24 protein-coding genes are annotated in these 24,437 nt (G+C 72.7%); 18 read left to right on the top strand and 6 right to left on the bottom strand.

All coding sequences use genetic code 11. The features are described 5' to 3' along the window. Nucleotides 1-2 precede the first annotated feature (2 nt). From CP973_RS29575 to CP973_RS29535, 9 genes are read left to right on the top strand one after another with little or no spacing between them, the layout of a single operon-like run. The gene (locus tag CP973_RS29575) at nucleotides 3-908 is read left to right on the top strand and encodes a Rossmann-like domain-containing protein (RefSeq protein ID WP_244410072.1); all 906 of its coding nucleotides are present in this window, start codon (nucleotides 3-5) and stop codon (nucleotides 906-908) included. Beyond that, complete coding sequence (locus CP973_RS29570) at nucleotides 905-1,993, top strand: PLP-dependent cysteine synthase family protein (RefSeq protein ID WP_150246942.1); 1,089 nt, start codon at nucleotides 905-907, stop codon at nucleotides 1,991-1,993. The genes CP973_RS29575 and CP973_RS29570 overlap by 4 nt, the downstream gene beginning before the upstream one ends. After that, nucleotides 1,990-3,120 (top strand): dipeptide epimerase, encoded by a 1,131-nt coding sequence (locus CP973_RS29565; protein ID WP_150246941.1) that lies wholly within the window; start codon nucleotides 1,990-1,992, stop codon nucleotides 3,118-3,120. The genes CP973_RS29570 and CP973_RS29565 overlap by 4 nt, the downstream gene beginning before the upstream one ends. Next, on the top strand, nucleotides 3,104-4,354 hold the full coding sequence (locus CP973_RS29560; RefSeq protein ID WP_150246940.1) for an MFS transporter: 1,251 nt from the start codon (nucleotides 3,104-3,106) through the stop codon (nucleotides 4,352-4,354). The genes CP973_RS29565 and CP973_RS29560 overlap by 17 nt, the downstream gene beginning before the upstream one ends. Next, complete coding sequence (locus tag CP973_RS29555) at nucleotides 4,351-5,166, top strand: class I SAM-dependent DNA methyltransferase (protein ID WP_150246939.1); 816 nt, start codon at nucleotides 4,351-4,353, stop codon at nucleotides 5,164-5,166. Before CP973_RS29560 ends, CP973_RS29555 begins: the two co-directional genes overlap by 4 nt. Before the next feature lie 56 nt (nucleotides 5,167-5,222). Beyond that, the gene (locus CP973_RS29550; protein WP_150246938.1) at nucleotides 5,223-6,827 is read left to right on the top strand and encodes an ABC transporter substrate-binding protein; all 1,605 of its coding nucleotides are present in this window, start codon (nucleotides 5,223-5,225) and stop codon (nucleotides 6,825-6,827) included. Further along, the gene (locus tag CP973_RS29545; RefSeq protein WP_208853329.1) at nucleotides 6,824-7,792 is read left to right on the top strand and encodes an ABC transporter permease; all 969 of its coding nucleotides are present in this window, start codon (nucleotides 6,824-6,826) and stop codon (nucleotides 7,790-7,792) included. Before CP973_RS29550 ends, CP973_RS29545 begins: the two co-directional genes overlap by 4 nt. Before the next feature lie 59 nt (nucleotides 7,793-7,851). Continuing rightward, complete coding sequence (locus tag CP973_RS29540; RefSeq protein ID WP_150250458.1) at nucleotides 7,852-8,784, top strand: ABC transporter permease subunit; 933 nt, start codon at nucleotides 7,852-7,854, stop codon at nucleotides 8,782-8,784. After that, the gene (locus CP973_RS29535) at nucleotides 8,781-10,559 is read left to right on the top strand and encodes an ABC transporter ATP-binding protein (protein ID WP_150246937.1); all 1,779 of its coding nucleotides are present in this window, start codon (nucleotides 8,781-8,783) and stop codon (nucleotides 10,557-10,559) included. Before CP973_RS29540 ends, CP973_RS29535 begins: the two co-directional genes overlap by 4 nt. Here the strand turns inward: CP973_RS29535 and CP973_RS41160 are convergent. Beyond that, the gene (locus tag CP973_RS41160; protein ID WP_244410067.1) at nucleotides 10,522-11,178 is read right to left on the bottom strand and encodes a hypothetical protein; all 657 of its coding nucleotides are present in this window, start codon (nucleotides 11,176-11,178) and stop codon (nucleotides 10,522-10,524) included. The genes CP973_RS29535 and CP973_RS41160 overlap by 38 nt on opposite strands. Nucleotides 11,179-11,228: 50 nt before the next feature. Further along, complete coding sequence (locus CP973_RS29525) at nucleotides 11,229-12,044, bottom strand: APH(3') family aminoglycoside O-phosphotransferase (protein WP_150246936.1); 816 nt, start codon at nucleotides 12,042-12,044, stop codon at nucleotides 11,229-11,231. 343 nt (nucleotides 12,045-12,387) lie between these two features. Here CP973_RS29525 and CP973_RS29515 point away from each other — a divergent pair, with 343 nt between their 5' ends. Together CP973_RS29515 and CP973_RS29510 are read left to right on the top strand one after the other, a co-directional pair. Continuing rightward, complete coding sequence (locus CP973_RS29515; protein ID WP_150246935.1) at nucleotides 12,388-13,041, top strand: chemotaxis protein CheB; 654 nt, start codon at nucleotides 12,388-12,390, stop codon at nucleotides 13,039-13,041. 24 nt (nucleotides 13,042-13,065) lie between these two features. Then, a complete protein-coding gene (locus CP973_RS29510) occupies nucleotides 13,066-13,803 on the top strand; it encodes a Crp/Fnr family transcriptional regulator (protein ID WP_150246934.1) in 738 nt (245 codons plus the stop codon). A 38-nt stretch (nucleotides 13,804-13,841) separates the two neighbouring features. Here CP973_RS29510 and CP973_RS29505 read toward each other — a convergent pair whose 3' ends face one another. Further along, the gene (locus CP973_RS29505; RefSeq protein WP_150246933.1) at nucleotides 13,842-14,993 is read right to left on the bottom strand and encodes a winged helix DNA-binding domain-containing protein; all 1,152 of its coding nucleotides are present in this window, start codon (nucleotides 14,991-14,993) and stop codon (nucleotides 13,842-13,844) included. Between the two features lie 486 nt (nucleotides 14,994-15,479). Continuing rightward, nucleotides 15,480-16,640, bottom strand: coding sequence for a magnesium and cobalt transport protein CorA (locus CP973_RS29500; protein WP_150246932.1), 1,161 nt, complete (start codon nucleotides 16,638-16,640; stop codon nucleotides 15,480-15,482). Nucleotides 16,641-16,866: 226 nt separating this feature from the next. Here CP973_RS29500 and CP973_RS29495 point away from each other — a divergent pair, with 226 nt between their 5' ends. From CP973_RS29495 to CP973_RS29475, 5 genes are all read left to right on the top strand, one after another. Beyond that, nucleotides 16,867-17,256, top strand: coding sequence for a cell division protein SepF (locus CP973_RS29495; protein ID WP_003980851.1), 390 nt, complete (start codon nucleotides 16,867-16,869; stop codon nucleotides 17,254-17,256). Nucleotides 17,257-17,310: 54 nt separating this feature from the next. Continuing rightward, nucleotides 17,311-18,783, top strand: coding sequence for an ATP-binding protein (locus CP973_RS29490; protein WP_150246931.1), 1,473 nt, complete (start codon nucleotides 17,311-17,313; stop codon nucleotides 18,781-18,783). Then, a complete protein-coding gene (locus tag CP973_RS29485; protein ID WP_030596859.1) occupies nucleotides 18,780-19,133 on the top strand; it encodes a nucleotide pyrophosphohydrolase in 354 nt (117 codons plus the stop codon). Before CP973_RS29490 ends, CP973_RS29485 begins: the two co-directional genes overlap by 4 nt. A gap of 133 nt (nucleotides 19,134-19,266) precedes the next feature. Then, nucleotides 19,267-19,722, top strand: coding sequence for a DUF6099 family protein (locus CP973_RS29480; RefSeq protein WP_150246930.1), 456 nt, complete (start codon nucleotides 19,267-19,269; stop codon nucleotides 19,720-19,722). Between the two features lie 394 nt (nucleotides 19,723-20,116). Next, nucleotides 20,117-21,079, top strand: coding sequence for a phosphotransferase family protein (locus CP973_RS29475; RefSeq protein WP_150246929.1), 963 nt, complete (start codon nucleotides 20,117-20,119; stop codon nucleotides 21,077-21,079). A gap of 247 nt (nucleotides 21,080-21,326) precedes the next feature. Here CP973_RS29475 and CP973_RS29470 read toward each other — a convergent pair whose 3' ends face one another. Beyond that, nucleotides 21,327-21,767: a hypothetical protein gene (locus CP973_RS29470; protein ID WP_150246928.1), complete on the bottom strand. Its 441-nt coding sequence runs from the start codon at nucleotides 21,765-21,767 to the stop codon at nucleotides 21,327-21,329. Nucleotides 21,768-21,901: 134 nt separating this feature from the next. Beyond that, nucleotides 21,902-22,342: a MarR family winged helix-turn-helix transcriptional regulator gene (locus tag CP973_RS29465; protein WP_150246927.1), complete on the bottom strand. Its 441-nt coding sequence runs from the start codon at nucleotides 22,340-22,342 to the stop codon at nucleotides 21,902-21,904. 192 nt (nucleotides 22,343-22,534) lie between these two features. Between CP973_RS29465 and CP973_RS29460 the strand changes: the two genes are divergently transcribed. Further along, a complete protein-coding gene (locus CP973_RS29460; RefSeq protein WP_150246926.1) occupies nucleotides 22,535-23,098 on the top strand; it encodes a quercetin 2,3-dioxygenase in 564 nt (187 codons plus the stop codon). 74 nt (nucleotides 23,099-23,172) lie between these two features. Continuing rightward, nucleotides 23,173-24,414, top strand: coding sequence for a PP2C family protein-serine/threonine phosphatase (locus CP973_RS29455; RefSeq protein ID WP_150246925.1), 1,242 nt, complete (start codon nucleotides 23,173-23,175; stop codon nucleotides 24,412-24,414). The last annotated feature ends 23 nt before the right edge of the window (nucleotides 24,415-24,437 follow it).

The following is a 24,437-nucleotide window of genomic DNA, read 5'->3' as shown; positions in this document are numbered from 1 at the left end:
CCATGAGCCCGGAACGCGCGACGGCCCCGCCGGGACAGGCGACGGCGGCCGTGGGCGCCGTGCGGCCCGCCGCGGCCGGCCTCCCGGACCTGGTGCGCCGCGTACGGGCCGGTGAGCTGGGGCCCGACCCCCGTACGCAGAAGATCGCGGTGGCCTTCACCACCAGCCAGGCCGTACGCCACGAAGGACGCAGCGGCGGCTACCGCAACGAAGTGCTCAGCCTGCGCCTCGGCAGCGCGGTGGGCTCCTGCGCCGTGGAACCGGGAGCACTGCCCGCCGCCGCGATCGAGGACTGCGTCGGCGCCGACATCGCCACCCTGCTCGACCACCCGCTGGCGCCGGTACGGGTCGCCGCCCTGGACGCGTACCTGATGCACGTCCTGCCGCACACGCCCGCCAACGGCGCGCGGCCCTGGGAACTGCCCGCCGGCGACTCGCTCGCCAAGTCCCGGGCCCGCGCCCGCGGCGTCGCCGGGCTGCTCCCCGTCGCGCCCGGCCGTACCGTCCTGGTCGTCGGCGTCGTCAACTCGCTGCTGGAGGCGCTGCGCGCCCGCGGCCTGGTCTGCGTACCGTGCGACCTCAAGGGCGGCCGTACGGAGTGGGGCGAGCCGATCCGTACCGACGCGCTCGCCGAACTCGACGGGTGCGACGCCGTACTGGCCTCCGGCATGACCCTCGGCAACGGCACCTTCGAGCCGCTGCGCGCCCACTGCGCGCGGCACGCCAAGCCGCTGGTGATGTTCGCGCAGACCGGCAGCGCCGTACTGCCCCGCCTCCTGGGCGCCGGGGTGAGCGCCGTGTGCGCCGAACCGTACCCGTTCTTCTGGCTCGACGGCGGGCCCGGCGTCGTCCACCGCTACACCGGCGACGACCGCTACGTCCTGTCGGCACGGGGAGGCGCCCGATGACCGCCGCCGTTCTGGGCGCACCCGCCGCCAACCGGGAACTCCTCGCCCTCGTCGGCCGTACGCCCCTGGCCCGCATCACCGGCGACCTGCCCTGCCCGCACCCCGGTTTCTGGGCCAAGCTGGAAGGGCTCGGCGCGGGCGGCATGAAGGCGCGCGCCGCCGTCTCCATGCTGCTCGGCGCCCGCGAACGCGGCGAACTGCGGCCCGGCGCGCCGGTCGTGGAGTCCACCTCCGGCACCCTCGGCGTCGGCCTGGCCTTCGCCGGCCAGGCCCTCGGCCACGATGTGATCCTGGTCTGTGACAGCGAACTGGAGCCGTCCATGCGGCAGTTGCTGCGGGCCTACGGCGCGCGGCTGGAGATCGTCGACCGGCCCGCGCCGGAGGGCGGCTGGCAGGCCGCCCGGCTCGCCCGGCTGCGCGAACTGCGCACCCTGCTGCCGCACGCGTACTGGCCCGACCAGTACAACAACCCCGACAACGCGGCGGGCTACGCCTCCCTCGCCGCCGAGCTGGCCGCCGACCTGGACCACCTCGACGTCCTGGTGTGCAGCGTCGGCACCGGCGGCCACAGCGCCGGGATCATCGGCCCGCTGCGCCGCCACTGGCCCGCGCTGCGCCTGATCGGCGTGGACGCCACCGGCTCGACCATCTTCGGCCAGCCCGCCAGGGCCCGCCTGATGCGCGGCCTCGGCAGCAGCATCCACCCGCGCAACGTCGCCTACGCGGCCTTCGACGAGGTGCACTGGGTGGGGCCCGCCGAAGCCGCCGACGCCTGCCGGCGGCTGGCCCGGGGCAGCTTCGTCAGCGGCGGCTGGAGCACCGGCGCCGTCGCGCTGGTCGCCGCCTGGGCGGCCCGCGTGCACCCCGGCGCCGTCGTCGCCACCGTCTTCCCCGACGGCCTGCACCGCTACCTCGGCACCGTCTACGACGAGGACTTCGCCGCCGCCCACGGCCTGGACGGACAGGCCGTCGCCACCCGCCCGGTGGAACTGCCGCACCCCACGGCGGCCGAGGCCACCGGCTGGGCCCGGTGCACCACCGTCGTCGATCCGAAGGCGGCGGCCGCGGGGGAGGGCGTGGCATGAAGGGCACCCTGCGCGTCGTACGGCTACGGCTCGCCGAACCGCTGCGCATCTCCCGGTCCGTGACGGCCGAACGGGACGCCGTCTGGCTGTCCGTGGAACACCGCGGGCTGCGCGGCCACGGCGAGGCCGTCACCAGCGTGTACTACGGCCTCGACACCGACACCCTGAGCCGCCTGCTGGCCGGCGCCGCCGTCGGACTCGGCCGCTTCGCCGACCCCGAAAGCGCCCTGTACGCCCTGCGCGAAGGCGAACCGCCCGCGCCGGACACACCGCCCGCCGTCACCGCCGCCGTCGAATCGGCCCTGCTCGACCTCGTCGGCAAGCGCGCCGGAAGGCCGGTCCACCAGCTGCTCGGCACCGAGCGGCGGCCCGTCGCCGCCACCGCCCGCACCATCGGCATCGTGCCCGCGGCACGCGCCCGGACCCAGGCCCGCTGCCTGGCCGAGAGCGGCTTCACCGTCCTCAAGATCAAGGCCGGTACGGCGGACCCCGAGGACGACCTCGCCCGCGTACGGGCCGTACGGGACGCCGCCCCCACCGCCGCGCTGCTGCTCGACCCCAACGGCGCCTGGACGCCACAGCAGGCCGATGGGCTGCTGCCGCGCTTCGCCGAACTCGGCGTCACGGCCGTCGAACAGCCGACGGTGCCGGGCGACCCCGAAGCGCTCGCCCGGCTCGCCGCCCGTTCCCCGCTGCCCGTCATCGCCGACGAGGACGCCGTGTCCCCCGCCGACGTCGAGCGGCTGGCCGGGCGGGTCCAGGGCGTCAACGTCAAGCTCGCCAAGTGCGGCGGCGTCCACGCGGCCCTGCGCATCGAGGAACTGATCGCGGGCAGCGGCACCCGCCTCATGCTCGGCTGCCTGACCGCCGGCACCCTCGGCATCGCCCCCGCCGTCCACCTCGCCGACCGGGCCCGCTGGGTCGACCTCGACGGACACCTGCTGCTCGCGCACGACCCGTGGACCGGCATCGGCGGCACCGACGGGACCGTACGCGCCGGAACGGGCGCCGGGCTGGGCGTACGGCCGGTGCCCCCGCGCGGGGCGGACCGCGGCGCCCCGCCCGCGACACAGCCCGCCGTACCGGCCGTACAGAAGGAAAGGCACCACCGTGAAGACGTGGAGTGAGATGCGGGCCTTCCCGCTCGCCATCCGGCTCCTGCTGGTCAACCAGCTCGGCGTGAACATCGGCTTCTACCTGCTCATCCCGTACCTCGCCACCCACCTCGGCGAGGACCTGGGCATGTCCGCCGCCGTGGTCGGCATCGTGCTGGGCGTACGCAACCTCAGCCAGCAGGGCCTGTTCATCCTGGGCGGCTCGGCCGCCGACCGGCTCGGCGCGCGCGGCGTGATCATCGCGGGCTGCGCGCTGCGCACCGTCGGCTTCGCCCTGTTCGCGCTCGGCGACGGGCTGCCCGTGCTGCTCGCCGCCTCCATACTCAGCGGGCTCGCCGGGGCCCTGTTCAACCCGGCCGTACGGGCCTACCTGGCAGCCGAGGCGGGCGACCGCAAGGCCGAGGCGTTCGCCCTGTTCAACATCTTCGCCACGACCGGCGCCCTGGTCGGACCGCTGATCGGCAGCGCCCTGCTGCTCGTCGACTTCCGCGTCTCCGCCCTCACCGCCGCCGCGATCTTCGCCCTGCTCACCGCCGCCCAGGCCGCCGTCCTGCCCGCCCGCGAAGTGCCCCCCTCGAAGGGCGGCGTGCTCGGCGACTGGCGCGAAGTCCTCGCCAACCGGGCCTTCCTGGCCTTCTCCCTCGCCATGGTCGGCATGTTCACCATGGAGAACCAGCTCTACCTGCTGCTCCCGGACGGCGCCCGGCGGGCCACCGGCTGGGACGGCGCGGCCGGCCTCGTCTTCCTCGTCGGCACACTGGCCAACCTCACCCTCCAGATGCGCATCACCCGCTCCCTCAAGGAGCGGGGCACGCGGGCACGGTGGGTGGCCATCGGGCTGGCGCTGATGGGCGCGGCGTTCGTCCCGCCGATGGCGGTCGCCGGGGCGTCCGGCACGGGCGGCGGCGCCGGCCGGGCTGCGCTCGCCCTCGTACCCGTCCTCGCCGGGGCACTGCTCCTGTACGTCGGCGTCATGATCGCCCAGCCGTTCGTCATGGAGCTGATACCGGAGTTCGGCCGCGCCGAACTCACCGGCACCTACTTCGGGATCTTCTACGTCGTCTCCGGCATCGCCGCCGCCGTCGGCAACACCGTCGTCGGCTGGGCCATGGACGCGGGCGCCCACGGCACCCCCTGGCTGCCCTGGGCGTGCTGCCTCGCCTTCGGCCTCGCCTCGGCAGCGGGCGTCGGCTGGCTGCACCGGCTGCGCGCCCTGCCCGTACGCGCGGTGGCGGTGACGGCATGACGGACAGCGCCGCCGCCCGCAACCTGCTGACCGACAACCCGGCCCTGTACGAGGCCCGGTTCCCCGACCCGGAACGGCTCGCCGCCCGCTGGACCGAGGACGTCCTGCGCCGGTACGGCGCCGGGCCGCACGTCCTCGACATCGGCTGCGGCACCGGGCGGGACGCCGCCCACCTGCACGCCATGGGCCGCACGGTCGTCGGCGCCGACCTGTCGGACGCGATGCTCGCGTACGCCCGTACCCATCACCCCGGACCCCACTACGTACGGGCCGACCTGCGCCGGTTCCGTGCCGGGGACCTCGCGGCGCAGCCCTTCGACGCGATCGTCTGCCTGGACAGCGCGCTGCTGTACTGCCACACCAACGACGAACTGGACGGCTTTCTCGACTCCTGCCGCCGCGCGCTGACACCGGGCGGACTGCTGGTGGCGGAGATGCGTAACGGAGCGTTCTTCCTCGGACGGACAGAACTCCTGGACGCACCGCAGATCCGCGGCTTCGAGTGGGAGGGGACCGTGTACCGGTCCGTCACCACGCTCACCGTCGACCGGGCGGCCCAACTGCTGCGCCGACGGCGGGTGTGGAGCACGGAGGACGGCTCACCGGCCGTCGAACAGCACTCCGCGTGGCGGCTGCTGTTCCCCCAGGAACTGCGGTACGCCCTCGCCGCGCACGGCTTCACGGTGCTCGACCTGCACGACGGGCCGGGGCCGCGTACGGAGCCGCCTTGGCGAGCCGGTCCGGCCGTACTTCCGGGGGATGCCGCCGATGGGGACCGGCTGCACCTCGTGGCGCGCTTGGGCGACGGCTGAACGCCCGCCCCGTCCAGTCCTCCAGCCCACCCACACTTCATGAGGCGTGACCTACCATGAGCGAACTCCCTCCCTCCCTGAAGACCAGCAGGGAAACCGGCGACCTCCCCGGCCTGCGACGGCGCGGCTTCCTCGCCGCGACCGCAGGTGTCACGGCCACCGCCGGGCTCTTCCTGGCCGGCTGCGGAACCTCCCCCGGCCCCTCGGACAGCGGCGGCCGCCCCCGGCGCGGCGGCCGGCTGCGCGCCGCCTTCGCCGGAGGCGGCGCCTCCGAAACCCTCGACCCGCACCTGGGCAACCTCTTCGCCGACGCCGCCCGCGCCAAGGCCCTCTACGACAAGCTGGCCGACTGCGGCACCGACATGGCCGCCCGCCCCCGCCTGGCCGCCAAGTGGGAACCCAACGACACCCTCGACCGCTGGCGGGTCACCCTGCGCAAGGCGGCCTTCCACGACGGCAGGCCGGTCACCGCCGAGGACGTCCTCTACAGCTTCCGCCGCATAGCCGACCCCAAGAAGGCGTACCGCGCCAAGGCGTCCCTGGAACCCATCGACCTCGCCGCCAGCCGGGCGGTCTCGCCGGACACCGTCGAATTCCGGCTGAAGCGCCCCACCGCCGAATTCCCCAATGTGCTGGCCGCGTTCGGCGCGTACATCGTCCCCGACGGCACGACCACCGCGGACTTCGCCAAGCCCGTCGGCTCCGGCCCCTTCCGCTTCGTCTCCTTCGCCCCGGGCCGCTCCTGCGTCCTCCGGCGCAACGACGCCTACTGGGACGGCGCCCCGCACCTGGACGAGCTGGAATTCGTCGTCGCCAACGAGGAATCGGCACGCGTCAACGCCCTGCTCGGCGGCCAGGTCGAGTACGCGCACGAACTCAACCCCACCACCGCGCGCGCCCACGAGGGCAAGGGCCGGATCGAGATCGTCCGGCTGCGCAACAGCGCCATGCAGTCCTTCGCGATGAAGACCGACCGCGCCCCGTTCGACGACCAGCGGGTCCGCGAGGCGTTCTTCCTCATCGCCGACCGCAAGGAGCTGGTGGACGGCGCGCTCTCCGGCGCGGGCGAGATCGGCAACGACCTGTTCGGCAAGGGCTACGAGTACTACGCGGGCGACCTGCCGCAGCGCCACCAGGACCTCGACCGGGCCCGCCACCTCCTCAAGCAGGCGGGCGCCGAGGACCTGCGGATCACCCTCGACACCTCGCCCGTCGCCGCCGGGTTCACCGAGGCCGCCGGCATCTTCCGCGACCAGGCCGCCAAGGCGGGCGTCACCGTCCGGGTCCGGTCCGGCAGCAAGGACAGCTACTGGAGCGACATCCTCGACAGCGGCACCCTGTGCTGCTACCGCTCCGGCGCCATGCCCATCGAGTCGCACATCTCCCAGCGCCTGCTCAGCGACTCCACCACCAACGCCACCAAGTGGCACCACAAGGACTTCGACGCCCTGTACCAGCAGGCCCAGTCCACCAAGGACAAGAAGGAGCGCGCGGCGGTGTACGGGCGGATGCAGCGCCGCCTGTACGCCGAGGGCGGCTTCCTGGTGTGGGGCTTCGCGGACTGGATCGTCGGCACGTCCCGCCGGGTGCGCGGCGTGGCACCCGACGCGCCCGCCAACACCCTGGACTGGGCACGGTTCGACAAGGTGTGGCTGGCGTGAGGGGAGGAGGGACGCCGCCGCTGCGCGCCTGGCTCACGCGCCGGCTGCTGCTCGGCGCGGCGCAGACCGCCGCCGTCGCGCTGCTGGTCTTCGCGCTGACCGAGGCGCTGCCCGGGGACGCCGCCGTCGCCCTGGCCGGCGACCAGCCCGACCCGGCCCGCATCGCGGCCATCCGTACGGAACTGGGCCTGGACCGGCCGGCCCCCGAACGGTTCGCCGACTGGGTCCTCGGACTGCTGCACGGCGACCTCGGGACCTCACTCGCCTCCGGCCGCCCCGTCGCCGGCTACCTCGCCGACGGCTTCGGCCCCACCCTGCTGCTCGCCGCCATCACCGTGGTGCTGCTCGTACCCGTCGGGGTCGGGCTCGGCGTGCTCGCGGCACGGCGCGCGGGCTCGCTCGCCGACCGGCTGGTCAGCTCCGCCACCCTCGCCGTCTACGCCGTACCGGAATTCGCCCTCGGCGTGCTCCTGGTCACCCTCTTCGCGCTGCGGCTGGGCTGGCTCCCGCCGACCGCCGTCGGCTTCGGCGGCGACCTGCTCGCCCACCCCGCCGTCCTGGTCCTGCCCGTCCTCGTACTGCTCTCCCGGCCGGTGTGCTCGATCAGCCGCCTGGTACGGGCCGGCATGATCGACGCGCTGCGGTCCCCGTACGTGCGCCAGGCGACCCGGTACGGCCTGTCCACCGCGCGCGTCCGCTACCTGCACGCCCTGCCGAACGCCCTCGCGCCCGCCGCCCAGCAGCTCGCCCGCACCGTCGACTGGCTGCTGTGCGGAGTGATCGTCGTCGAGGCCCTGTTCGTGATCCCGGGCCTGGGCACCGTCCTGATGAACGCGGTCGCCGAACGCGACGTCCCGGTGGTCCAGGGCCTGGCCGTGGTCTTCGGCGTCATCGCGGTCGTCCTCAACCTCGGCGCCGACCTGGTGGCCCGACGGCTGGCGCCGCGGGCGGAGGTGGTGGCGTGATGACCGAACGGCTGAAGCGGGCGACGCGCGGCGAGGCGACGGCGTGGGCGAAGAGGGCGATGCGCGGCGGAGCGACGGCGTGGGCGAAGAGGGCGGCGCGGTGGCCCGGCCGGGCCGGACTGCTGATCGCCGCGGTGCCCCTGCTGCTCGCCCTCCTGGGCCCGCTGTTCGCGGGCGACGCCGGGCCGCGCACCGCGTCCTTCACCCTCGGCGGCGGCCACTGGCTCGGCACCGACTTCGTCGGTCGCGACGTGTGGCGGCAGATCCTGCTCGGCGGGCAGTCGGTGGTGCTCGTCGCGCTGGCCGCGACCGCCCTCGCCTACGCGGTCGCCGTGCCACTGGGCCTGGCCGCCGCCCTCACCCACCGCGCCTGGCTCGAAGAACTGCTGATGCGCCCGCTGGACGTGCTGCTCGCCGTGCCGTCGCTGCTGCTGATCCTGCTGGTCGCGGCCGTCTTCGCGCCGGGGGCCGCGGGTCTCGCACTGCTGGTGGCCCTGGTCAACATCCCGGACGCGGCCCGCATCGTACGCGCCGCCGCCTCCGAAGCGGCCGCCCGCCCCGCCGTCGAGGCACTGCGCATGCAGGGCGAGACCTGGTGGCGCACGGCGGTCGGCTACGTCGGCCGGTCCGCGCTGCGCACCTTCGCCGCCGACGCGGGCGTACGGCTGACCGGCGTGCTCTACCTCGTCGCCACCGCCGCGTTCCTGGGCGTCGGCGTGGAACCGGACGCGGCGGACTGGGCGGTCATGGTCGACCGCAACCGTACCGGGCTGTTCATACAGCCATGGGCCGTGGTCGTGCCCGCGCTGCTGATCGTGGCCCTGTCGATGGGCGGCAACCTGCTCTTCGACGCGCTGCTGGAGGGGGAGGGAAGGAAAGGCCGGGAGGACGGAGAGCACCTGAAGTATCTGAAGCGCCCAAAGCGCCCGCGGTCTCGTCCTGGGCCCTTGCCCCCATCCGTCCGACGACACACCGAGGAGGGCCGCCGGTGAGCGCGGCAGCGAACATCGTCGCCGAGGTCGACGACCTGCGGGTCGAGGTCGGCGACCGGGCCGTCGTCGACGGAGTGGGCCTGCGGGTCCGCGCGGGCGCGGTCACCGCCCTGGTCGGCGCCTCCGGCAGCGGCAAGACCACCACGGGCCTGGCCCTGCTCGGCGCGTACCCGCCGGGCGCCCGGGTCACGGGCACGGTGACCGTCACCGGCGGCCTGGTCGGCCATGTGCCGCAGCACCCGGCGGCCGTCCTCAACCCCGCCCGCCGGGCCGGCGCCCTGCTCGCCGACATCGCCCGTACACAGGTACGCCACCTCCCGCGCCGCGAGCGCGCCAAGGCCGCCGAACACCGCGTCGCCGAGGCCCTCACCCGGGCCCAACTCCCGGACGGCGCGGACCTTCTGCGCCGCTACCCGCACCAGCTGTCCGGCGGCCAGCAACAGCGCGTCGTCCTCGCCCAGGCCCTCCTGCTCGGCGCCCGCGTCGTGGTCGCCGACGAACCGACGACCGGCCAGGACGCCCTCACCAAGCGCCGCATCGTGGCGGAACTGATGTCGGTCGTCCAGCAGGACATCGGCGTCCTGCTGCTGAGCCACGACCTGGACGTGGTGCGGGAACTCGCCGACGAGATCGTGGTCCTCAAAGGCGGCCGAGTGGTCGAGGCGGGGCCGGCGGAGCAGGTGGCGTCGGCGCCCCGGCACGCCTGGACGCGGCGGCTGTTCGCGCCCCGGGAGGCGCGGGCCGGCGCCGGCGCCGGCGCCCGTACCGAACCGGAGCCGGAACCCGCCTCTGACGCGGCTGCCCGTCCCGTACCGGCTGCCCGTCCCGTACCGGGTCCCCGTTCCGTATCGAAGCCCGCTTCCGTACCGGAACCCCTCCCCGTCCCGGAACCCCTCCCCGTACTGGAGGTTCGTGCCCTGACCGCTCACCACCGCGGCAGCGGGTCCCGCCGTACCGTCGAGGTGCTGCGCAACGCCTCCCTCCGCCTCCAGGCCGGTCGGCGCGTGGCGGTCGTCGGCCGTTCCGGCAGCGGCAAGACGACGCTCGGCCGGTGCCTGGCAGGCCTCCACCGTACGTACGAAGGGGAGGTCCTCCTCGACGGCGTACCACTGCCACGCAGCCTGCGCGACCGTACGCCCGCGCACCTGGCGGCCGTCCAGTACGTCTTCCAGGACGCACCGGCTTCCTTCGACGAACACCGCACGGTCCTGGCACAGGTCGCCCGCACAGCGATCCGCCTGCGCGGATCCGCCCCCGCGGACGCCATGGGGGAGGCCCGCGCACTGCTCGCCGAGGTCGGGCTGGGCGAGCAGCACCTCCACAGCCGCCCCGACCGGCTCTCCGGAGGCGAACTCCAGCGCGCGGCCCTCGCCCGCGCCCTCCTCGCCCGCCCCCGCGTCCTGATCTGTGATGAGATCACCTCGGGCCTGGACACCGTCACCCGGCACGGCATCCTCACCGTCCTCGACCGCCACCTGCGCGACCAGCCGGACCTGGCACTGGTATGGATCACCCATGACCTGAGCACGGCCACCACAGCCGACCAGATCCTGGTCCTGGACGCAGGCGACGCGGTCGAACAGGGGCCTGCCGGCCGAGTCCTCACGGCGCCCGGCCACCCCTTCACGGCGGCCCTGGTCGAAGCCTCGATGACGTCGATGGAGCCGATGGAGCCGACAGGGCCGACGACTTCGATGAAGCCGCGTACGACGGCGCCCCGGACGCAGGCCCTTCCGCTCACCCCGCCTGGTGGGCGGTGCGGGCGGCCTCTATGAAGTCCTCCAGCGCCGCCCAGAAAGGCGAGAAGGCGGTACGGAACTCCTCCCGGGCGTCGGGGTCGCCCTCCATCGCGGCCTTGACGCACCGGTAGAACGTGCCGGTCGTCCGCTGGAGGGCGAGCGCGGCGGCCGCCGCCTCGGGCGGCCCCTCCAGCTCGACGACCCGGGCACAGCGACGGATCTTCGCGTACTCCGCGATCTCCCGGTCGTGCAGTTCCTTCAGAGCATCCGCCATGCTGCCCGCACCACCGGCACCACCGGCACCACCGGCACCACCGGCACCACCGGCACCACCGGCACCACCGGCACCACCGGCACCACCCACGACGCCCGCACCAGCGGCCCCACCGGGGCCGTCGCCGCCACCGGCACCGTTCCGCAGCAGTGCCAGGATCTCCCAGTACAGCTCGCCCATGCGGTGGGTCTGCTCGATCAGATCGAGGTACGCGGCCCGGCGGCTCTCCCGCAGCCGCTCGGCCCGCTGCGACCGGGCGGCGATCTCCGCCTGTATCCGAGCGGCCCGGGTACTGCCCCGCCCGGCCACCCAACTCGCCAGGACCGCCGTACCGCCCGTCACGGACGCGATGGCCAACGTCCACACTGTGCTGTCACCCACGCGACGCAACCCTACCCAGCCACCAGCACCGCCCCCGCCTCAGCCGTACCTCAGAAGAACTCGTCCAGCAGCCGGTAGAACGCCAGCCGGTCCTCCGAGACCGCCTCCTCCCGCCCGCGCCCGTACTCCCGCAAGAACGCCGCGACACACTCCGGCCCGAACCACGGGTCCTCCTCATGGGCCAACTCGCGCAGCGTCAGGGCCAGATCGCAGTGCCGGTCCGCGAGCCCGGCCCGCCCCACGTCGATCAGCCCGGTCACCTCGCAGGTACGGGGGTCGAGCAGTACGTTGTCCGGGCAGAGATCACCGTGGCAGACCACCAGGTCTTCGGTCGCGGGCCGGGTCCGTTCCAGCTCCGCGAGCAGCCGCTCTCCCGACCATCCCGCCCGCTCCTCGTCCAGATCCGTCAGATCGACGCTCCCTTCAGCAACGGCACGAGCCGCCTGCGGCACCGTCACCGCCAGACTGCGGTCGAACGGACACCGTTCCCGGTCCAACCCGTGCAGCGAACGAGCGAGCCCGGCCAGCGCGACGGCCACGTCCTGCCGCTGCTGCCGCGGCCACCGCGCGGCGGCCGGACGCCCCGGAACCGCTTCGGTGACCAACCACGTCACCTCCCCGTCCCCACCGCTCTCCACAACACGCGGTACGGGAATCCCTTCCTCCGCCAGCCACACCAGCCGCTCCGCCTCAGCCGGCACACTCAGCCCGGATGCCGCGGACACATCGGCAGCCGCCACTTTGACGAACAACTCCCGCGTCCCGCCCCTGAGACGAAACACATCAGCCCCCGAGGCCCCGTCATTCACCGCCACCCACTCATGGCCGGAATACCGACGACGCAACACCCGCAGCTCACTGTCCATACCCCGGAATTCTTCAGCACCGGAGATCACGACGCATTCGACTTTGCGACGAGGACGACCCGGCTTCGGGCTGAGCTCACGCCCAAGGCCACCAAGCGCCTGCTCGACACCTCCGCCGGCCTTGAGCCCGAAGGCGCCGCCGAGGCGCGCCGGCGTCTGCCGGTCCTCGCCGACCGCGAGGATCCCGCCTCGCACCGCTCCGTGGCGCGGCAGGCGGCGGGCCTGCCGCGCCACCGTATTCAGCCGCCGCTGACCACCGGGCGGGCCGTCCCCGGCCCCGCCCGCCGTGGGGCTTCGGCCACACCGTGCTCCTGTGTACGGTTCCGGGCATTAGGCTGGGCCTGTGTTCGGTACCGTTCAGAAGTCCTCCGCCGCCTTCGACGTGGTCTGCATGGCCGCGTCGCTCGGCGGCGTGAGCGCATACCGCCACATCCTTGAGGCGCTGCCCGACACGTTTCCCGCCGCGGTGGTGCTGGTGCAGCACCGGCCCGTACGGGAGCGGGACGGGCTGATCGGGGTGTTGCAATACCGTTCCTCGCTGCCCGTACGGCTGCTGGAGGACGGCGATCAGCTGATGCCCGGCGTCGCCCACGTCGTCCCCGCGGGCCAGTGGGCGGCCTTCACGTCCGAGGGCAAGGTGTCGCTGCACGCCGCGGACGGCCACCGTTCGGCGGATCCGATGTTCGCCTCCGCCGCGGCCGCCTTCGGGCCCCGGACCCTGGCGGCGGTGCTCACCGGGCGCCTGGAGGACGGGGCCCTGGGCGTACGGCACATCAGGGGCGCGGGGGGACGGGTGCTGGTCCAGGACAGCGCGACCTCGGAAGCCTTCGGCATGCCGAGCGCCGCGATGGCCACCGGCTGCATAGACTTTGTGCTGCCCCTGCCGGTGCTGGCTCACGCGCTGGTCAGCCTGGTGATGGTGCCGGGCGCCGCGGGACTGATGCGGGTGTCGCTGCCGCCCTGGGCCGCGGTGATCCCGCCCGAGGCCACCGCCTGATCACGGCACGAAAGGCGGGTACGCATGACGAACGGCGCCACCGGTCCGTACGACCCCCAAGGCAACCGCATCCTCGCCGCCCTGCCGGAGGCCGAGCGCCGCCGGCTGGCGTCGCACCTGGAGCCGGCCGAGCTGAACATCGGAGACGTGCTGTACACCCCGGGGAAGTCGATCGACACCGTGTGGTTCCCCATCCTGGGCGTGTGCTCGATCCTCGCCGAGCTGGACGGTCCGGCCGTCGAGGTCGCCACCGTCGGCGACGAGGGCATGGTCGGGCTACCGGTCTTCCTGGGGGTCGGCAGCCCCACCGAACGGGCGATGGTCCAGGTCCCCGGACGGGGGCTGCGGATGGACGCCGACCGGTTCCGCGACGAGATCGCCGTCCTGGACGGGCAGCTCCAGCAGCTGCTGCAACGCTGCACCCAGACGATGTTCACCCAGCTGGCACGGAACGCGGCCTGCAACCGCAGCCACCGCACCCGGCAGCGCTGCGCCCGCTGGCTCCTCATGACCGGCGACCGGATGCACAGCGACCACTTCCCGCTCACCCAGCGGTTCCTCGCCCAGATGCTCGCGGTACGCAGATCGTCGGTCAGCGAGGTCGCGGGCGCCCTGGCCGAGGACGGCTGCATCAGCTACAGCCGCGGCATCATCACGCTCCTGGACCGGGAACGCCTCGAAGCGAACGCCTGCAGCTGCTACCGCGTCATCCGGGACACCATCGACGCGGCGTTCCCCGCGGCCACCGATCAGGCCCGGTGACACGGCGGGCCGGAGGACGGGACGGTTCCGTACCCGGCTCAGGGGCCCGGCGGGAGCAGCCGGGTCTCGGCCGCCGGGAGGCCCTTGGCCCACCAGTGGTCGTAACGGCGGTACGCCCCGGGGTCGCGGCCGGTGAGGAGCCGCCCGAGCGAACGGGCCTCGGAGGCCAGCCCGTCCCAGACGCGACGGGGGAGCGGGTGGAAGGCCCCGGCCTCGATCCCGCCGGCGACCGGGCGCCAGACACCGGCGACGTACCCGTCGACCAGCACCGTGGGCAGCACGTCACCGTTCCTGCGGATCACGTGCTTGCGGTACGCGGGCGGAATGACGCGGCCGCGGTCGGCGTAGGCGAGCAGAACGCTGTCCCACATCGCCATCAGACGGGGCGGTGCCGGGGCGTCCTCGTCCGGCCGGGGCGCGCCCGGTATGTCGTACAGCACCACCCCGCCGGGCCCCTCCAGAGTCACGAGCTCGTCGGCGAGCGCCTGGACAGCGGCGCGGGCCCGTCTCTGCTGCACCAGCGCGAACTGCGCCACGTCCGCCACCGACGCCGGCCCGAACCCCGCCAGATAGCGGCGGACCAGGGCCTGCAAGCCCGCGGCGGCCGCGTCCGGGTCCGCCAGGACCGGCCGCGTGCTCGCCGCGACGTGCGCCTGACGGGTGTCGAACAGCCAGGGCGCGGCAACGGGAGCGTGCCACAGCGGAACGTACTGACGCAGCATCCGCCACGCCGACGGCTCCAGCGGCGCGCCCAGACGCTCCCCGAGCCATTTCTGCATGTCGCTGGTGGTGCGCGGCCGGCCGGCGAATTCCAGCAACTCCGGTACGAGCGCGTCGGCGTCGGCGGCGGTCAGCCCGGACGCCGTGAAACGGGCGTCGCCGAGTCTGGAGCCACGGAGCGTCGGTTCCACGGCTTCACGGAAAGCGCGGTAGTCGGCGGCATGCACCAGGTGCAACGTCACCCGCATCAGCGTCGCCTTGACCGCCTGGAAGTCGGATACGGCGGCATCGAGGTCGGCGGGGGAGAAGTCGCTGAGCCGGTTCCAGAGGGCGACGTACGGCGACGCGGGCTGCTGCGCCTGTAGGGCGACCACCTGTCGCAGCCCGGCGGCCACATCCAGCGGCTCGCGGGTGAGCAGCAACTGCCGGGCGAGCGTGGAACGGTTGAGGGCACGTGCGGTGATCGCCATGTGGCGATTCTGCGGGGACAGACCGCATCCGCGCCACATCGTGCATGAAGAGCGGCGCGATGCCCGGGCGTTCCCGCCCAAACGCTCGCGCCGCTCGTGAACGCAGTACCTGCGGAACTCCGGGCCGAGATCCTGCCCAATGGCATGCAGGTCGAATTCCTCGTCCCAGGCGGTGAGCGAAGCTTCCAGAAAACCCGTCGCGACGGCTGTTGCCCCTTGCTCGCTGCCGGTGACTTGTGCGTCCTCCAGAATCGACAGAACGCGGTGCCTGGGAGCACTTCACCGTCGAGCGCTTGGACGCGATGCGGGGCGTGCCGGGGGCGGGACTGTCACGACTGAGCATCGGCGGGTCGGCGCCGACCGGGGCGGCCCTGCGCGGCCGGCCGCCCCGGTGCTCAATTCACGCGGCACACAGTGCGCGCAGGCTGACCGGACGCGGTGATCCAGGCGTCCCGCTCGCAGCGTGCACGCACCGACGCCCGTTGGTCAGAGCCAGTCCCGCCGCTTGAAGATGACGTACAGGCTGATGCAGACCACCGCCATCAGCACGATCGCGAAGGGGTAGCCGAACGCCCAGTGCAACTCCGGCATGCGGTCGAAGTTCATGCCGTAGATCGTGCCGACGAGGGTGGGGGCGAAGAGGATGGCGGCCCAGGAGGAGATCTTTTTAATCTCTTCGTTCTGCTCGAAGCCCGCTTCCGCGAGGGCCCGCATCTCGGCGTTCTGCTGCTGGTTCACCAGGGTGGCGTTGACGGTGAGGATGTCCTGGAGGGCCTGGCGGAAGCCGTCGACGCGTTCGGTGGTGTGGGTGGCGTGGTCGGCGACGTCGCGGAGGTAGCGGCGGAGTTCCTCGTCGATGCCGTATTTCTCGAAACCGGCGGTGAGGCTTTCCAGCATGCCGTTCAGCGGGCGGGTCGCGCGCTGGAATTCGACGACCTCGCGGGAGAGCTCGTAGATGCGGCGGGAGACCCGCGGGTCGCCCCCGAAGACCTCCGTCTCGATCTCGTCGATGTCGTTCTGGACACCGGCGACCACCGGTGCGAAATCGTCCACGACCGCGTCGAGGATCGCGTACAGGACCGCTTCGGGGCCGCGCTTGAGCAGTTCCGGGGCGGCCTCCATGCGGCGGCGCACGGAAGGCAGGTCGGGGGCGCCGCCGTGGCGCACGGTGATGACGAAATCGGGGCCCACGAAGACGTGCAGTTCGCCGAAGTCGACCTCTTCGGGATCGTCGAGGTAACGGGCGGCGCGCAGGACGACGAAGAGCGTCTCGCCGTAACGCTCCAGTTTCGGCCGCTGATGGGCCTCCAGCGCGTCTTCGACCGCCAGCGGGTGAAGGTCGAATTCCGAGGCGAGGGTGACCAATTCGGAGGACGACGGCCGGTGCAGACCGATCCAGGCCATGGAACCGGCGGTGGTGCGCAGGTTACGGAAGGTGTCGGCGAGAGTTTCGTGGGTACTGAGGCGATAGCCGTCGCGGTAAAGCGTGGCGTTGATGACACTGCCGGCGGGCGCGGAACCGGTATCCGGAGTCCCGGCGTCCGATGCCGGGGCTTCCGGAGGAGTGGCGGACGCGGGCCGCTTCTTCGCGGGCTTGCGGAGACCGCGCAGGGCACGCAGCCCGCGGCCGGGAGGATCAGTGCTCATGGCGGAACCGACCTCCGTGACAGATGGGGTGAACAGGAACACGAGAACTTCTCGACGGAGGATATATGCCCGGGGTGTCGGCACTGCTCAGCGGCCATGGTGCAGGATGGAGGGAGCAAGTGACGCCATCCGTGTGTCGCACCCGAAGCCGTATATGCGGGTATCCCTACAATTGCGCGATGCAGATACCGAAGTTGTTCAGTGCCCCTCCGGGAGAGGTGATTCGGTGAACCGGCCCGACGCCACCGACGAACAGTGGGAAGGGCTCGCCGAGGTCGTTCCCCTTCGCAGCGGCAGTGAATGGCCTTCGTGGCCCGACCACCGCGCCCTGCCCGAGGAGGAACCGGGCGAGGAGATGCGGCGATTCGTCGTCATCCGCGTACAGACCTTCGCCGACGCGCGCGAGGTCGCCGAGTACCTGATGGCGCAGATCCCGGTCCTCCTCGACCTCAGCAGCGCCGACGCCGACGTGGCCAAACGCATCCTGGACTTCTCCAGCGGAGTCGTCTTCGGGCTCGCCAGCGGCATGCACCGGGTCGACACCAACGTCTTCCTCCTCACGCCGGTCGGTACCGAGGTCGCCGAGCCGCCGGCCGGTGCCGTACCCCGATCGTAGGAAGGCGTTGCAGCCGTAACGGTTTTGCTTTCGCCGGTTGCCTAGCGTCCTCGTATGGACACGGAAAGTGTGCGTCCGGCGGTCACCGAATTACGCCTGTCCGCCTTCAAGTCGCATCGCGGTGCGACCGTCCCGCTGGGCCCGCTGACGCTGCTGACCGGCCCCAGCGGCAGCGGGAAGTCCAGTGTGCTCCAGGCGTACGACATCCTCGCGCGCCTCGGCAGCGGTGCCCGGCTCGGCTGGGCCGTGGAGGCGGCGCCGGGCGGCGCGGTCGGCTGCGTACCGGCGTGGGCGCGCCCCGACGAGCAGGGAAGACGCGGGTTCCGCATCGGCTGCACGGTCGAGGGGCCGGTCGGCCCCGTCCGGCTCGACGTCGCCGTACAGGCCGAGCCGGAACTGCGCATCGTCGGCGAGCGGCTGACCGGCGGCGGCGAGACCCTGCTGTCCACGGCGCTTACGGACCCTGCCCGGCGCGCGGTCCAGGCCGCCTGGTACACGGCCGGGTCGACGCCGGTGACGCGCGCGCCGCTGCCGGACGACCGGCTCGGCACAGCACTGCTGCCGTTGCGTGTCGCGGGCAAGACGGCGGGGCAGCGGCTGGTGCTGGCGGCGGCGGAGCAGGTGGTGGTGGCGCTCCGGTCGGTGTTCGCGTGCGATCCACGACCGGAGGCGATGCGCGGGGCCGGCCCCGGCGCCGGAGGGAGCGTGAGTGCGGGGGGCGGCGCGGAAGCGGGTGCCGCCGGGGGCGGCGGCAGCGGGGGCGCGAAGGGCTCGGGAACGGGCGGCGGGGGCGGGGCCGGTGCACGTGCGGGTGGTTCTCGTACTGCCGGAGGCCGCGGATGCAGCCGTACGGGCAGCGGCGGCGCCGGAGGTCCGGGTGCGGCCGGTGTGGCCGGGGGCGGCACGGGGACCGGGGCGCGGGCCGACGGAGCCCTGTCGGGAGGGTTCGCAGTCGCGGCCGGTGGCGACGGGGCGGCGGATGACGGGGGTGCCTCACAGGGGAGCTGGGGCTGGTCCGCCGGGGACGGGCGGCTGCGCACGGCATGCGACAACCTTCCTGCCGTACTGGGGCGCACGAGCAGGGAATGTGCGCGCCGGCATGCCGTACTGGTCGAAGCGGTGCGCGACGGCTGCGCCGGACCGGTCGAGGGGCTGCGGGCCGAACCGGTGGAGCTCGCGGGGAAGGTCGGCATACGGGCCCTGGTCGAGCGTGGCTCCTTGCCGGCGATGCCGCTGGAACAGCTCGGGGACGGGGAGCTGCGGTACGTCGCGCTCGCGCTGGTGCTCCTGACGGGCCCGGAGGTGCTGGCGATGGACCCGGTGGGCGAGGTGCTGTCCGCGCGTCAGGTGCTGGGGCTGATGGCGGACGGAATGGACCGGAGCCTGGACGGCCGGCAGACGCGTGCGCTGCTGGAGCTGGCCGTGCGGATGGTGGCGCGGGGGCACGTCCGGCTGCTGGGGACGGTACGGGACGCGGCGGTCGCCGACGGGCTGCCCGGGGTGCAGGTGCTACACCTAGGAGTATGAGTGAAGATCTTCATGCGTTGCAGCGGCGGCTGGCGGACTTCGCGGCCGCCCGGGACTGGGGCCAGTACCACACCCCGAAGAACTTGGCGGCGGCGCTCAGCGTCGAAGCCTCCGAACTGGTCGAGATTTTTCAGTGGTTGACGCCGGAGGAGTCGGCGAAGGTCATGACCGACGCGACGGCGGCCGGCCGGGTCGAGGACGAGGTCGCCGACGTGCTGGCCTACCTGCTGCAGTTCTGCGACGTCCTGGGCATCGATGTGCTGCGGGCGCTGGCCGCGAAGATCGAGCGGAACGAGACACGCTTCCCGGTGAAGGGGACCGAACGAGCCAATCGTCACTCTATGGAGTGAAGGATCTTTCCACATCGTCTTGGTTGTCCACAGATTTGCGAATTCCTCTGGCCTTTTTGGCCTTTCAAGTTCACGCTGGGTAGTGGCAGGTAGGTGCGGCGAAGCTGACGTGGTCTGAGGGAGGGGGTCGCGGATGGACGCGGTGCGCATCATCGCGGCCAGTCGGCGCGGTCTGGCGCAGGCGCGGACGGTCGAGGAGATCGTCGTCGAGGCGTGGCAGGCGCAGGCCCTGGCCGAGGCAGTGGGCAGCCATCTCGCGATATCCGGTCCGCACGAAGTGCGGTCCCGGGCACGGGGGTTGGGCGACGCGGGAGGGCGGACGAGCGCGGCCCTGCTGATCCCGGCCCCGCGGATCGGCGGGCCACGGGCGGCCCAGCTGTCCGAGGTGCGGGACACCCAGGAGGCGCTGCGCGGCCTGTCCTGGCTGCTCGGCGAGGTGTGCGAGGCGCTGGTGGGAGTGGTCTGCGCGGCGGACGAGGAAGGGATGTACTGGACCTGCGTCGAGGCCATGGACGTCGCCGACGAGTCCCGGGACCGGGTGACCGGGATACTGAAACACCTCGCCGTACGCCACCGCGACCTGGGCTGACGGGGCACGCGCCGGTGCTGGCGCCGCGGGGGCGCCGGCTGCGCGCCGGTCCCGGCCTGCACCGCGCCTCGGCCCGCACCGCATCTCGGCCCGCACCGCATCTCGGCCCACATCGCACCCCGGGCGGCACCGCAGGTGCCGTGCCTCGCGTCGAGAAGAACGGGAGGCGCCGCCTCCTCGGGCGCCGGTGGCCGGTCGTGACGGCTGCCGTGAGCATCGGATCAATGACCGGCTCCGCTGAATCGGGGCTTCCCGGGCTGTGGTCACGGCTCGATGCGCGTGCCTGAACGGTGTCCGCGGCCGATGCGAGAGGCACAGGGCAGTGTCGCGTCGTTGTCATCAGCCGCAAGGAAACTCTTTGCGCGTGCCGCCGCCCGGATGATGAGGTGGCGCGATGACCAACCGCGACGAGGTGGCGGCAGTCCGGCCGTCGACACTGGCTTGGGTGAATCGGCATCTGGAGGCCGGTGAACGGGTCGTCGGGGCCGAGGTGCTGCATGGCGGGATCACTGCGGAAACGCGGAGGCTGACCATTGGCAGGCGCGGCGGAGGCACCCGTGATCTGGTGCTGCGGACCTTCGTCGACCCGTACTACGTGGGGCACGCCGAGGACTGGCTGCACAGGGAGGCCGACGCCCTGACCCTGCTGTCGGGGACCGGCGTACCGGCTCCTGGACTGGTCGCGGTCGATCCGGCCGCCGCGCATTGCGAGTATCCGTCGCTCCTGATGACGCATCTGGAGGGCCGGACGGTCCTTGAGGACGAGGGCTTGGAGACGCGCCTTCCTCTGCTGGCCCGCCAACTCGTGGCCATCCACGCGGTGCGGCCCGTCGAGCGGCCCCGGGAGTATGTGGCGTTGACGACCGCCGACACCGTCGTGACCCCGAAGGGCGCCGACGCGGCGGTATGGGCCGCGGCGATCGATGTGATCCGCCGGCCCGCGCCTCCGTACGAAGGGCGCTTTCTGCACCGGGACTTCCAGCCCGGCAACGTGCTGTTCGAGGTGCCGCCCACGGGCGCGGCCGACGCCCGGATCACCGGCGTCGTCGACTGGGCCCAGCCCTCCTGGGGGCCGGCGGATCTCGATGTGGCGCACTGCTCTACCGTTCTCGCGCTGTTGCACGGACCGGCGTGGGGCCTGCGGTTCGCCGAGGCGTACGAGGAGGCCGGCGGGGTGCCGGCCGCGGCCGCGAGCGAGCGGCGGTACTGGCAGGTGCGGGACGGACTGGCCGCCTCGGAAGAAGTGCAGCAGGTGGCGCAGGCATGGCGCAAGGCAGGGAGGGCGGAGCTGACGACGCGGACCGTGGAGGAGCGGTTGGATGCCTATGTCACGGCCCTGATGGAGGCTCCGGGCTGAGCCACGGCAGCCCGGAAAGGGGAGGCCCCCGAGACGTTGGCTCTCGGGGGCTCTGTTTGTTCGCGGAGGAGGGCGGAATTCTGCGCCGGTGGTCCGGGGAATGCACGCAGAGGGCCAAGGGAGGCGGGGGTGGGAACGGGAAGAGACGGAGCGGAGGAAGGGGCGGTCGGATTGTTTGTGGGATTGGATGGTTGTGGTTTTAGTTTTTCGGGTCTGATGAGTGACGGTTCCCGGGGTGCGGCGGACTTCAGGGTGTGGTGAGGCCGATGGTGTTGTGGGCGGTGGTGGGGGTGTAACGGAGGGTGCCGTGGGTGGTGGCGTCGTAGCCGCTGGTGAGGAGTTTCACGGCGGACGCGGAAAGGGGCGGGAGGGCGGGGGTTTCGCACTCGGCGTAGCCGTCGGTGTCGGTGGTGGCCTCGCACAGCAGGGTTTTCTCGCCGGAGACGGTGAACTTGACCGGCAGGCCCGCCACCGGGGTGCCGTCCGGCTCGGTGAATCGTGCCTTCAGGCCGCTGGCCTGCCGCGTCAGGATGTCGAAGGAGCCGGAACGGGCTGCCGCGTGCAGGCGCTCGGGGGCGGTGTGGCGGTCCCGGTGGTCCAGGGCGGAGGCGGCGGTGACGGTGAGGGCGCTGGCCAGCGTCAGCGCCGTGGTGGAGATGGCGGCTGTACGGGTGGCGGGATATTCCACGTCATACCTCTTTCGGTAAGTCGTAACTCCGACTTACCGATCAACGTCAGGATGTCGCCGAGGGTGTGCAATACCGGCCGGTTGAGCCGAAAGAGTGAGACGCGGTGTTGGGGCGATGTGGGCCCGAAGTGCGTTTATGGGCGCGGAGGCGGGCCCCAGGGGGTTTCCAGGGTTTTGCGGAGGGTGTTGACCGCTTCCTGGCCGATGCGTTCGGCGAGTCGGCGTTCCAGGTCCTGAAGAAAGCATTCGGCTTGCCGGTGGGCGCTTTCGCCTTTCGCGGTGCGGCGGATCAGCCGTTGCCGGGCGGAGGCGGGGTCGGGGACCTGCTCCAGCAGGCCCGCGGCGACCAGGCCGTGCACGGCCTGGTGCGCGGTCTGCCGGGTCACGCCCATCCGCCGGGCCAGCGCGGCGACGGTGGTGCCCTCCGCGTCCAGTACGGCGAAGAGCTGGACCTGGGTGGAGGTCACCGGGGGGCCGCCGGCCGCGTCCATGGCCGCCAGAAGCGCCTCCTCGAACCAGCGCCGCGCGTCGCCGAGCAGCTGGGGGAGGTTGCGGCGCGGTGGGTGGTGCGGCATGGCTGGCTCCATGTGCGGCATGGCTGGGTCCATGGGCGGGTCTCATCGGGGGCGGCGGCCCGGCTTGGGGGTGGGGTTGCTCGTGAAGAGCGATACGTGTCAGGGTACCTGACATGCTGCACGTCAGGGTGCCTGACACCTCGGTCGTCGGGGTGCCTGGCGTCGGATCCCCGTTCCGTCCTGGGAGGATTTGTGACCATCGAGTACGCCACGCGGTACCGCCGGGCCTCGCGGATACCCGCCGAGCCGGGCAAGCCGTACTTCATCGAGAAGGGCGAGGGGGACCGGGCCCAGCTGTTCGGCGACCTGTTCACCGTCTACGCGGGCGGTGAGCAGACCGGGAACACCTTCAACTTCTTCACCTGCGAGGGGCCCAAGGGCGACCTCATCCCGGCCCACCTGCACTCCGATACGTACGAGGTCTTCTACGTCCCCCAGGGCGCGGTCCGGCTGTTCGTCGAGGACACCGAGGGGCATCAGCAGGAGAAGCTGCTGACCCCCGGCGACTTCGGCTTCGTGCCCGCGAACTGTCCGCACGCCTACCGCATGGAGCGCCACCACAGCCGGATCGTCGGCGTGGCAGCCGGGCCCGGCGGCACCTTCGAGCGGTTCTTCGAGAACCTCGGCGCGCCGACGGAACAGCTCGGGCTGCCGCGGGAGCCCGTCGTACCGGAGGCGGAGAAGTTCGCGACCGTACCGCAGCGGTACGACGTGCGCTTCCTGCCCGACCACCGGTGGCGAACCCGGCAGCGGTGACGGACGCCCGCCGGGAATCCTCCGGACGGCGGCCCCGCAGGCGCGGTGCGAGACTGCCGGAGGAGGTGAGCACCATGGCCGGGGAAGCCTTTGCGGACGCCTATCCGGGCGCCGAGGGCTACGGAATGCTCGAAACGCTGCTGGAGCACGCCCAGCGCGCGGCGCCGACGGACATGCCCGACCTGGTGAACCGGCATGCCGCGGCCCTCGGCCTGCGGCACGTGTGCCTCTATCTGGTCGACATCCAGCAGCGGCGGCTGTGCCCGCTGGGCAGCGGGCAGGCGCCACTGGCCGTGGACGGCTCGCACGCCGGATGGACCTACCGCACGCTGGCCATGCGCGTGGAGGACGTGGAGGGCTTCGAGGGCGGCATCCGGGTGTGGCTGCCGCTGGTGGACGGGGTGGAGCGGCTGGGCGTACTGGAGGCGCACACCGACCTGCTGGACAGTGAGCGCCTGCGCCGCTGCCGTACGCTGGCGGCGTTGCTGGCCCCCATCATCACCTCGAAGCGGGCCTACAGCGACACGTTCGTACGGCAGGCGCGTACGCAGCCGATGCAGCTGCCCGCGGAGATGGTACGGGCCTTCCTGCCGCCGCGCACGATCGGCAACGAGCAGGCGGTGTCCACCGCGGTGCTGGAGCCCGCGTACGAGCTGGGCGGCGACGCGTTCGACCACTCCGTGACGCAGAACACGCTGCACGCCGCCATCATCGACTCGATGGGCCACGACCTGGCCGCCGGGCTGGCCACCTCGGTCGCCCTGGCGGGCTGCCGCAGCGGCCGGCGTGCCGGGGCGGACCTCCGCGAGACGGTGGACACCGTCGACCAGGCGCTGTCCGAATGGCTGCCCGACCGGTTCGCCACCGGTGTCTTCCTCCAGCTGGACCTGGACGACGGGCGGCTGCGCTGGGTCAACTGCGGCCACCCGCCGCCGCTGCTCATCCGCCGGCACACCGTCCTCGACAACGCGCTGGAGCGCCCCGGCCAGCTGCCGCTGGGCCTGCCCGCCGCGCTGTCGCCGGACCCCCGTACCGTCCATGTGGCGGATCTGGAGCCCGGTGACCGGGTACTGCTGTACACCGACGGCGTAACCGAGGCGCGCGACTCGCAGGGCAGGCTCTTCGGCCTGGACCGCTTCACGGACATGATCATCCGGGCCACGGCGGGCGGCGAGCTGGCCTTCGAGACGCTGCGCCGTCTGATCCACTACATCGTCGGCGACGAGGGCAACGAGTTGCGTGACGACGCGACCCTGCTGCTCGTGGAGTGGCTCCCGGGCCCTTGGGGGCCGGGCGGGGACGTGCCCGCCGGGTGAGCGCCATGCCCGGGGTACTCCAG

Origin of the sequence: Streptomyces albofaciens JCM 4342, assembly GCF_008634025.1 — a bacterium.
Lineage (GTDB): Bacteria > Actinomycetota > Actinomycetes > Streptomycetales > Streptomycetaceae > Streptomyces > Streptomyces albofaciens.
This window is presented reverse-complemented; position numbering and strand designations above follow the sequence as displayed.

Coding starts and splice junctions, on each gene's coding strand:
- CP973_RS29575 (WP_244410072.1), top strand. CDS start 3: ATGAGCCCGGAACGCGCGACGGCCCCGCCGGGACAGGCGACGGCGGCC.
- CP973_RS29570 (WP_150246942.1), top strand. CDS start 905: ATGACCGCCGCCGTTCTGGGCGCACCCGCCGCCAACCGGGAACTCCTC.
- CP973_RS29565 (WP_150246941.1), top strand. CDS start 1,990: ATGAAGGGCACCCTGCGCGTCGTACGGCTACGGCTCGCCGAACCGCTG.
- CP973_RS29555 (WP_150246939.1), top strand. CDS start 4,351: ATGACGGACAGCGCCGCCGCCCGCAACCTGCTGACCGACAACCCGGCC.
- CP973_RS29550 (WP_150246938.1), top strand. CDS start 5,223: ATGAGCGAACTCCCTCCCTCCCTGAAGACCAGCAGGGAAACCGGCGAC.
- CP973_RS29540 (WP_150250458.1), top strand. CDS start 7,852: ATGCGCGGCGGAGCGACGGCGTGGGCGAAGAGGGCGGCGCGGTGGCCC.
- CP973_RS29525 (WP_150246936.1), bottom strand. CDS start 12,044: ATGGACAGTGAGCTGCGGGTGTTGCGTCGTCGGTATTCCGGCCATGAG.
- CP973_RS29510 (WP_150246934.1), top strand. CDS start 13,066: ATGACGAACGGCGCCACCGGTCCGTACGACCCCCAAGGCAACCGCATC.
- CP973_RS29505 (WP_150246933.1), bottom strand. CDS start 14,993: ATGGCGATCACCGCACGTGCCCTCAACCGTTCCACGCTCGCCCGGCAG.
- CP973_RS29500 (WP_150246932.1), bottom strand. CDS start 16,640: ATGAGCACTGATCCTCCCGGCCGCGGGCTGCGTGCCCTGCGCGGTCTC.
- CP973_RS29490 (WP_150246931.1), top strand. CDS start 17,311: ATGGACACGGAAAGTGTGCGTCCGGCGGTCACCGAATTACGCCTGTCC.
- CP973_RS29485 (WP_030596859.1), top strand. CDS start 18,780: ATGAGTGAAGATCTTCATGCGTTGCAGCGGCGGCTGGCGGACTTCGCG.
- CP973_RS29480 (WP_150246930.1), top strand. CDS start 19,267: ATGGACGCGGTGCGCATCATCGCGGCCAGTCGGCGCGGTCTGGCGCAG.
- CP973_RS29475 (WP_150246929.1), top strand. CDS start 20,117: ATGACCAACCGCGACGAGGTGGCGGCAGTCCGGCCGTCGACACTGGCT.
- CP973_RS29465 (WP_150246927.1), bottom strand. CDS start 22,342: ATGCCGCACCACCCACCGCGCCGCAACCTCCCCCAGCTGCTCGGCGAC.
- CP973_RS29455 (WP_150246925.1), top strand. CDS start 23,173: ATGGCCGGGGAAGCCTTTGCGGACGCCTATCCGGGCGCCGAGGGCTAC.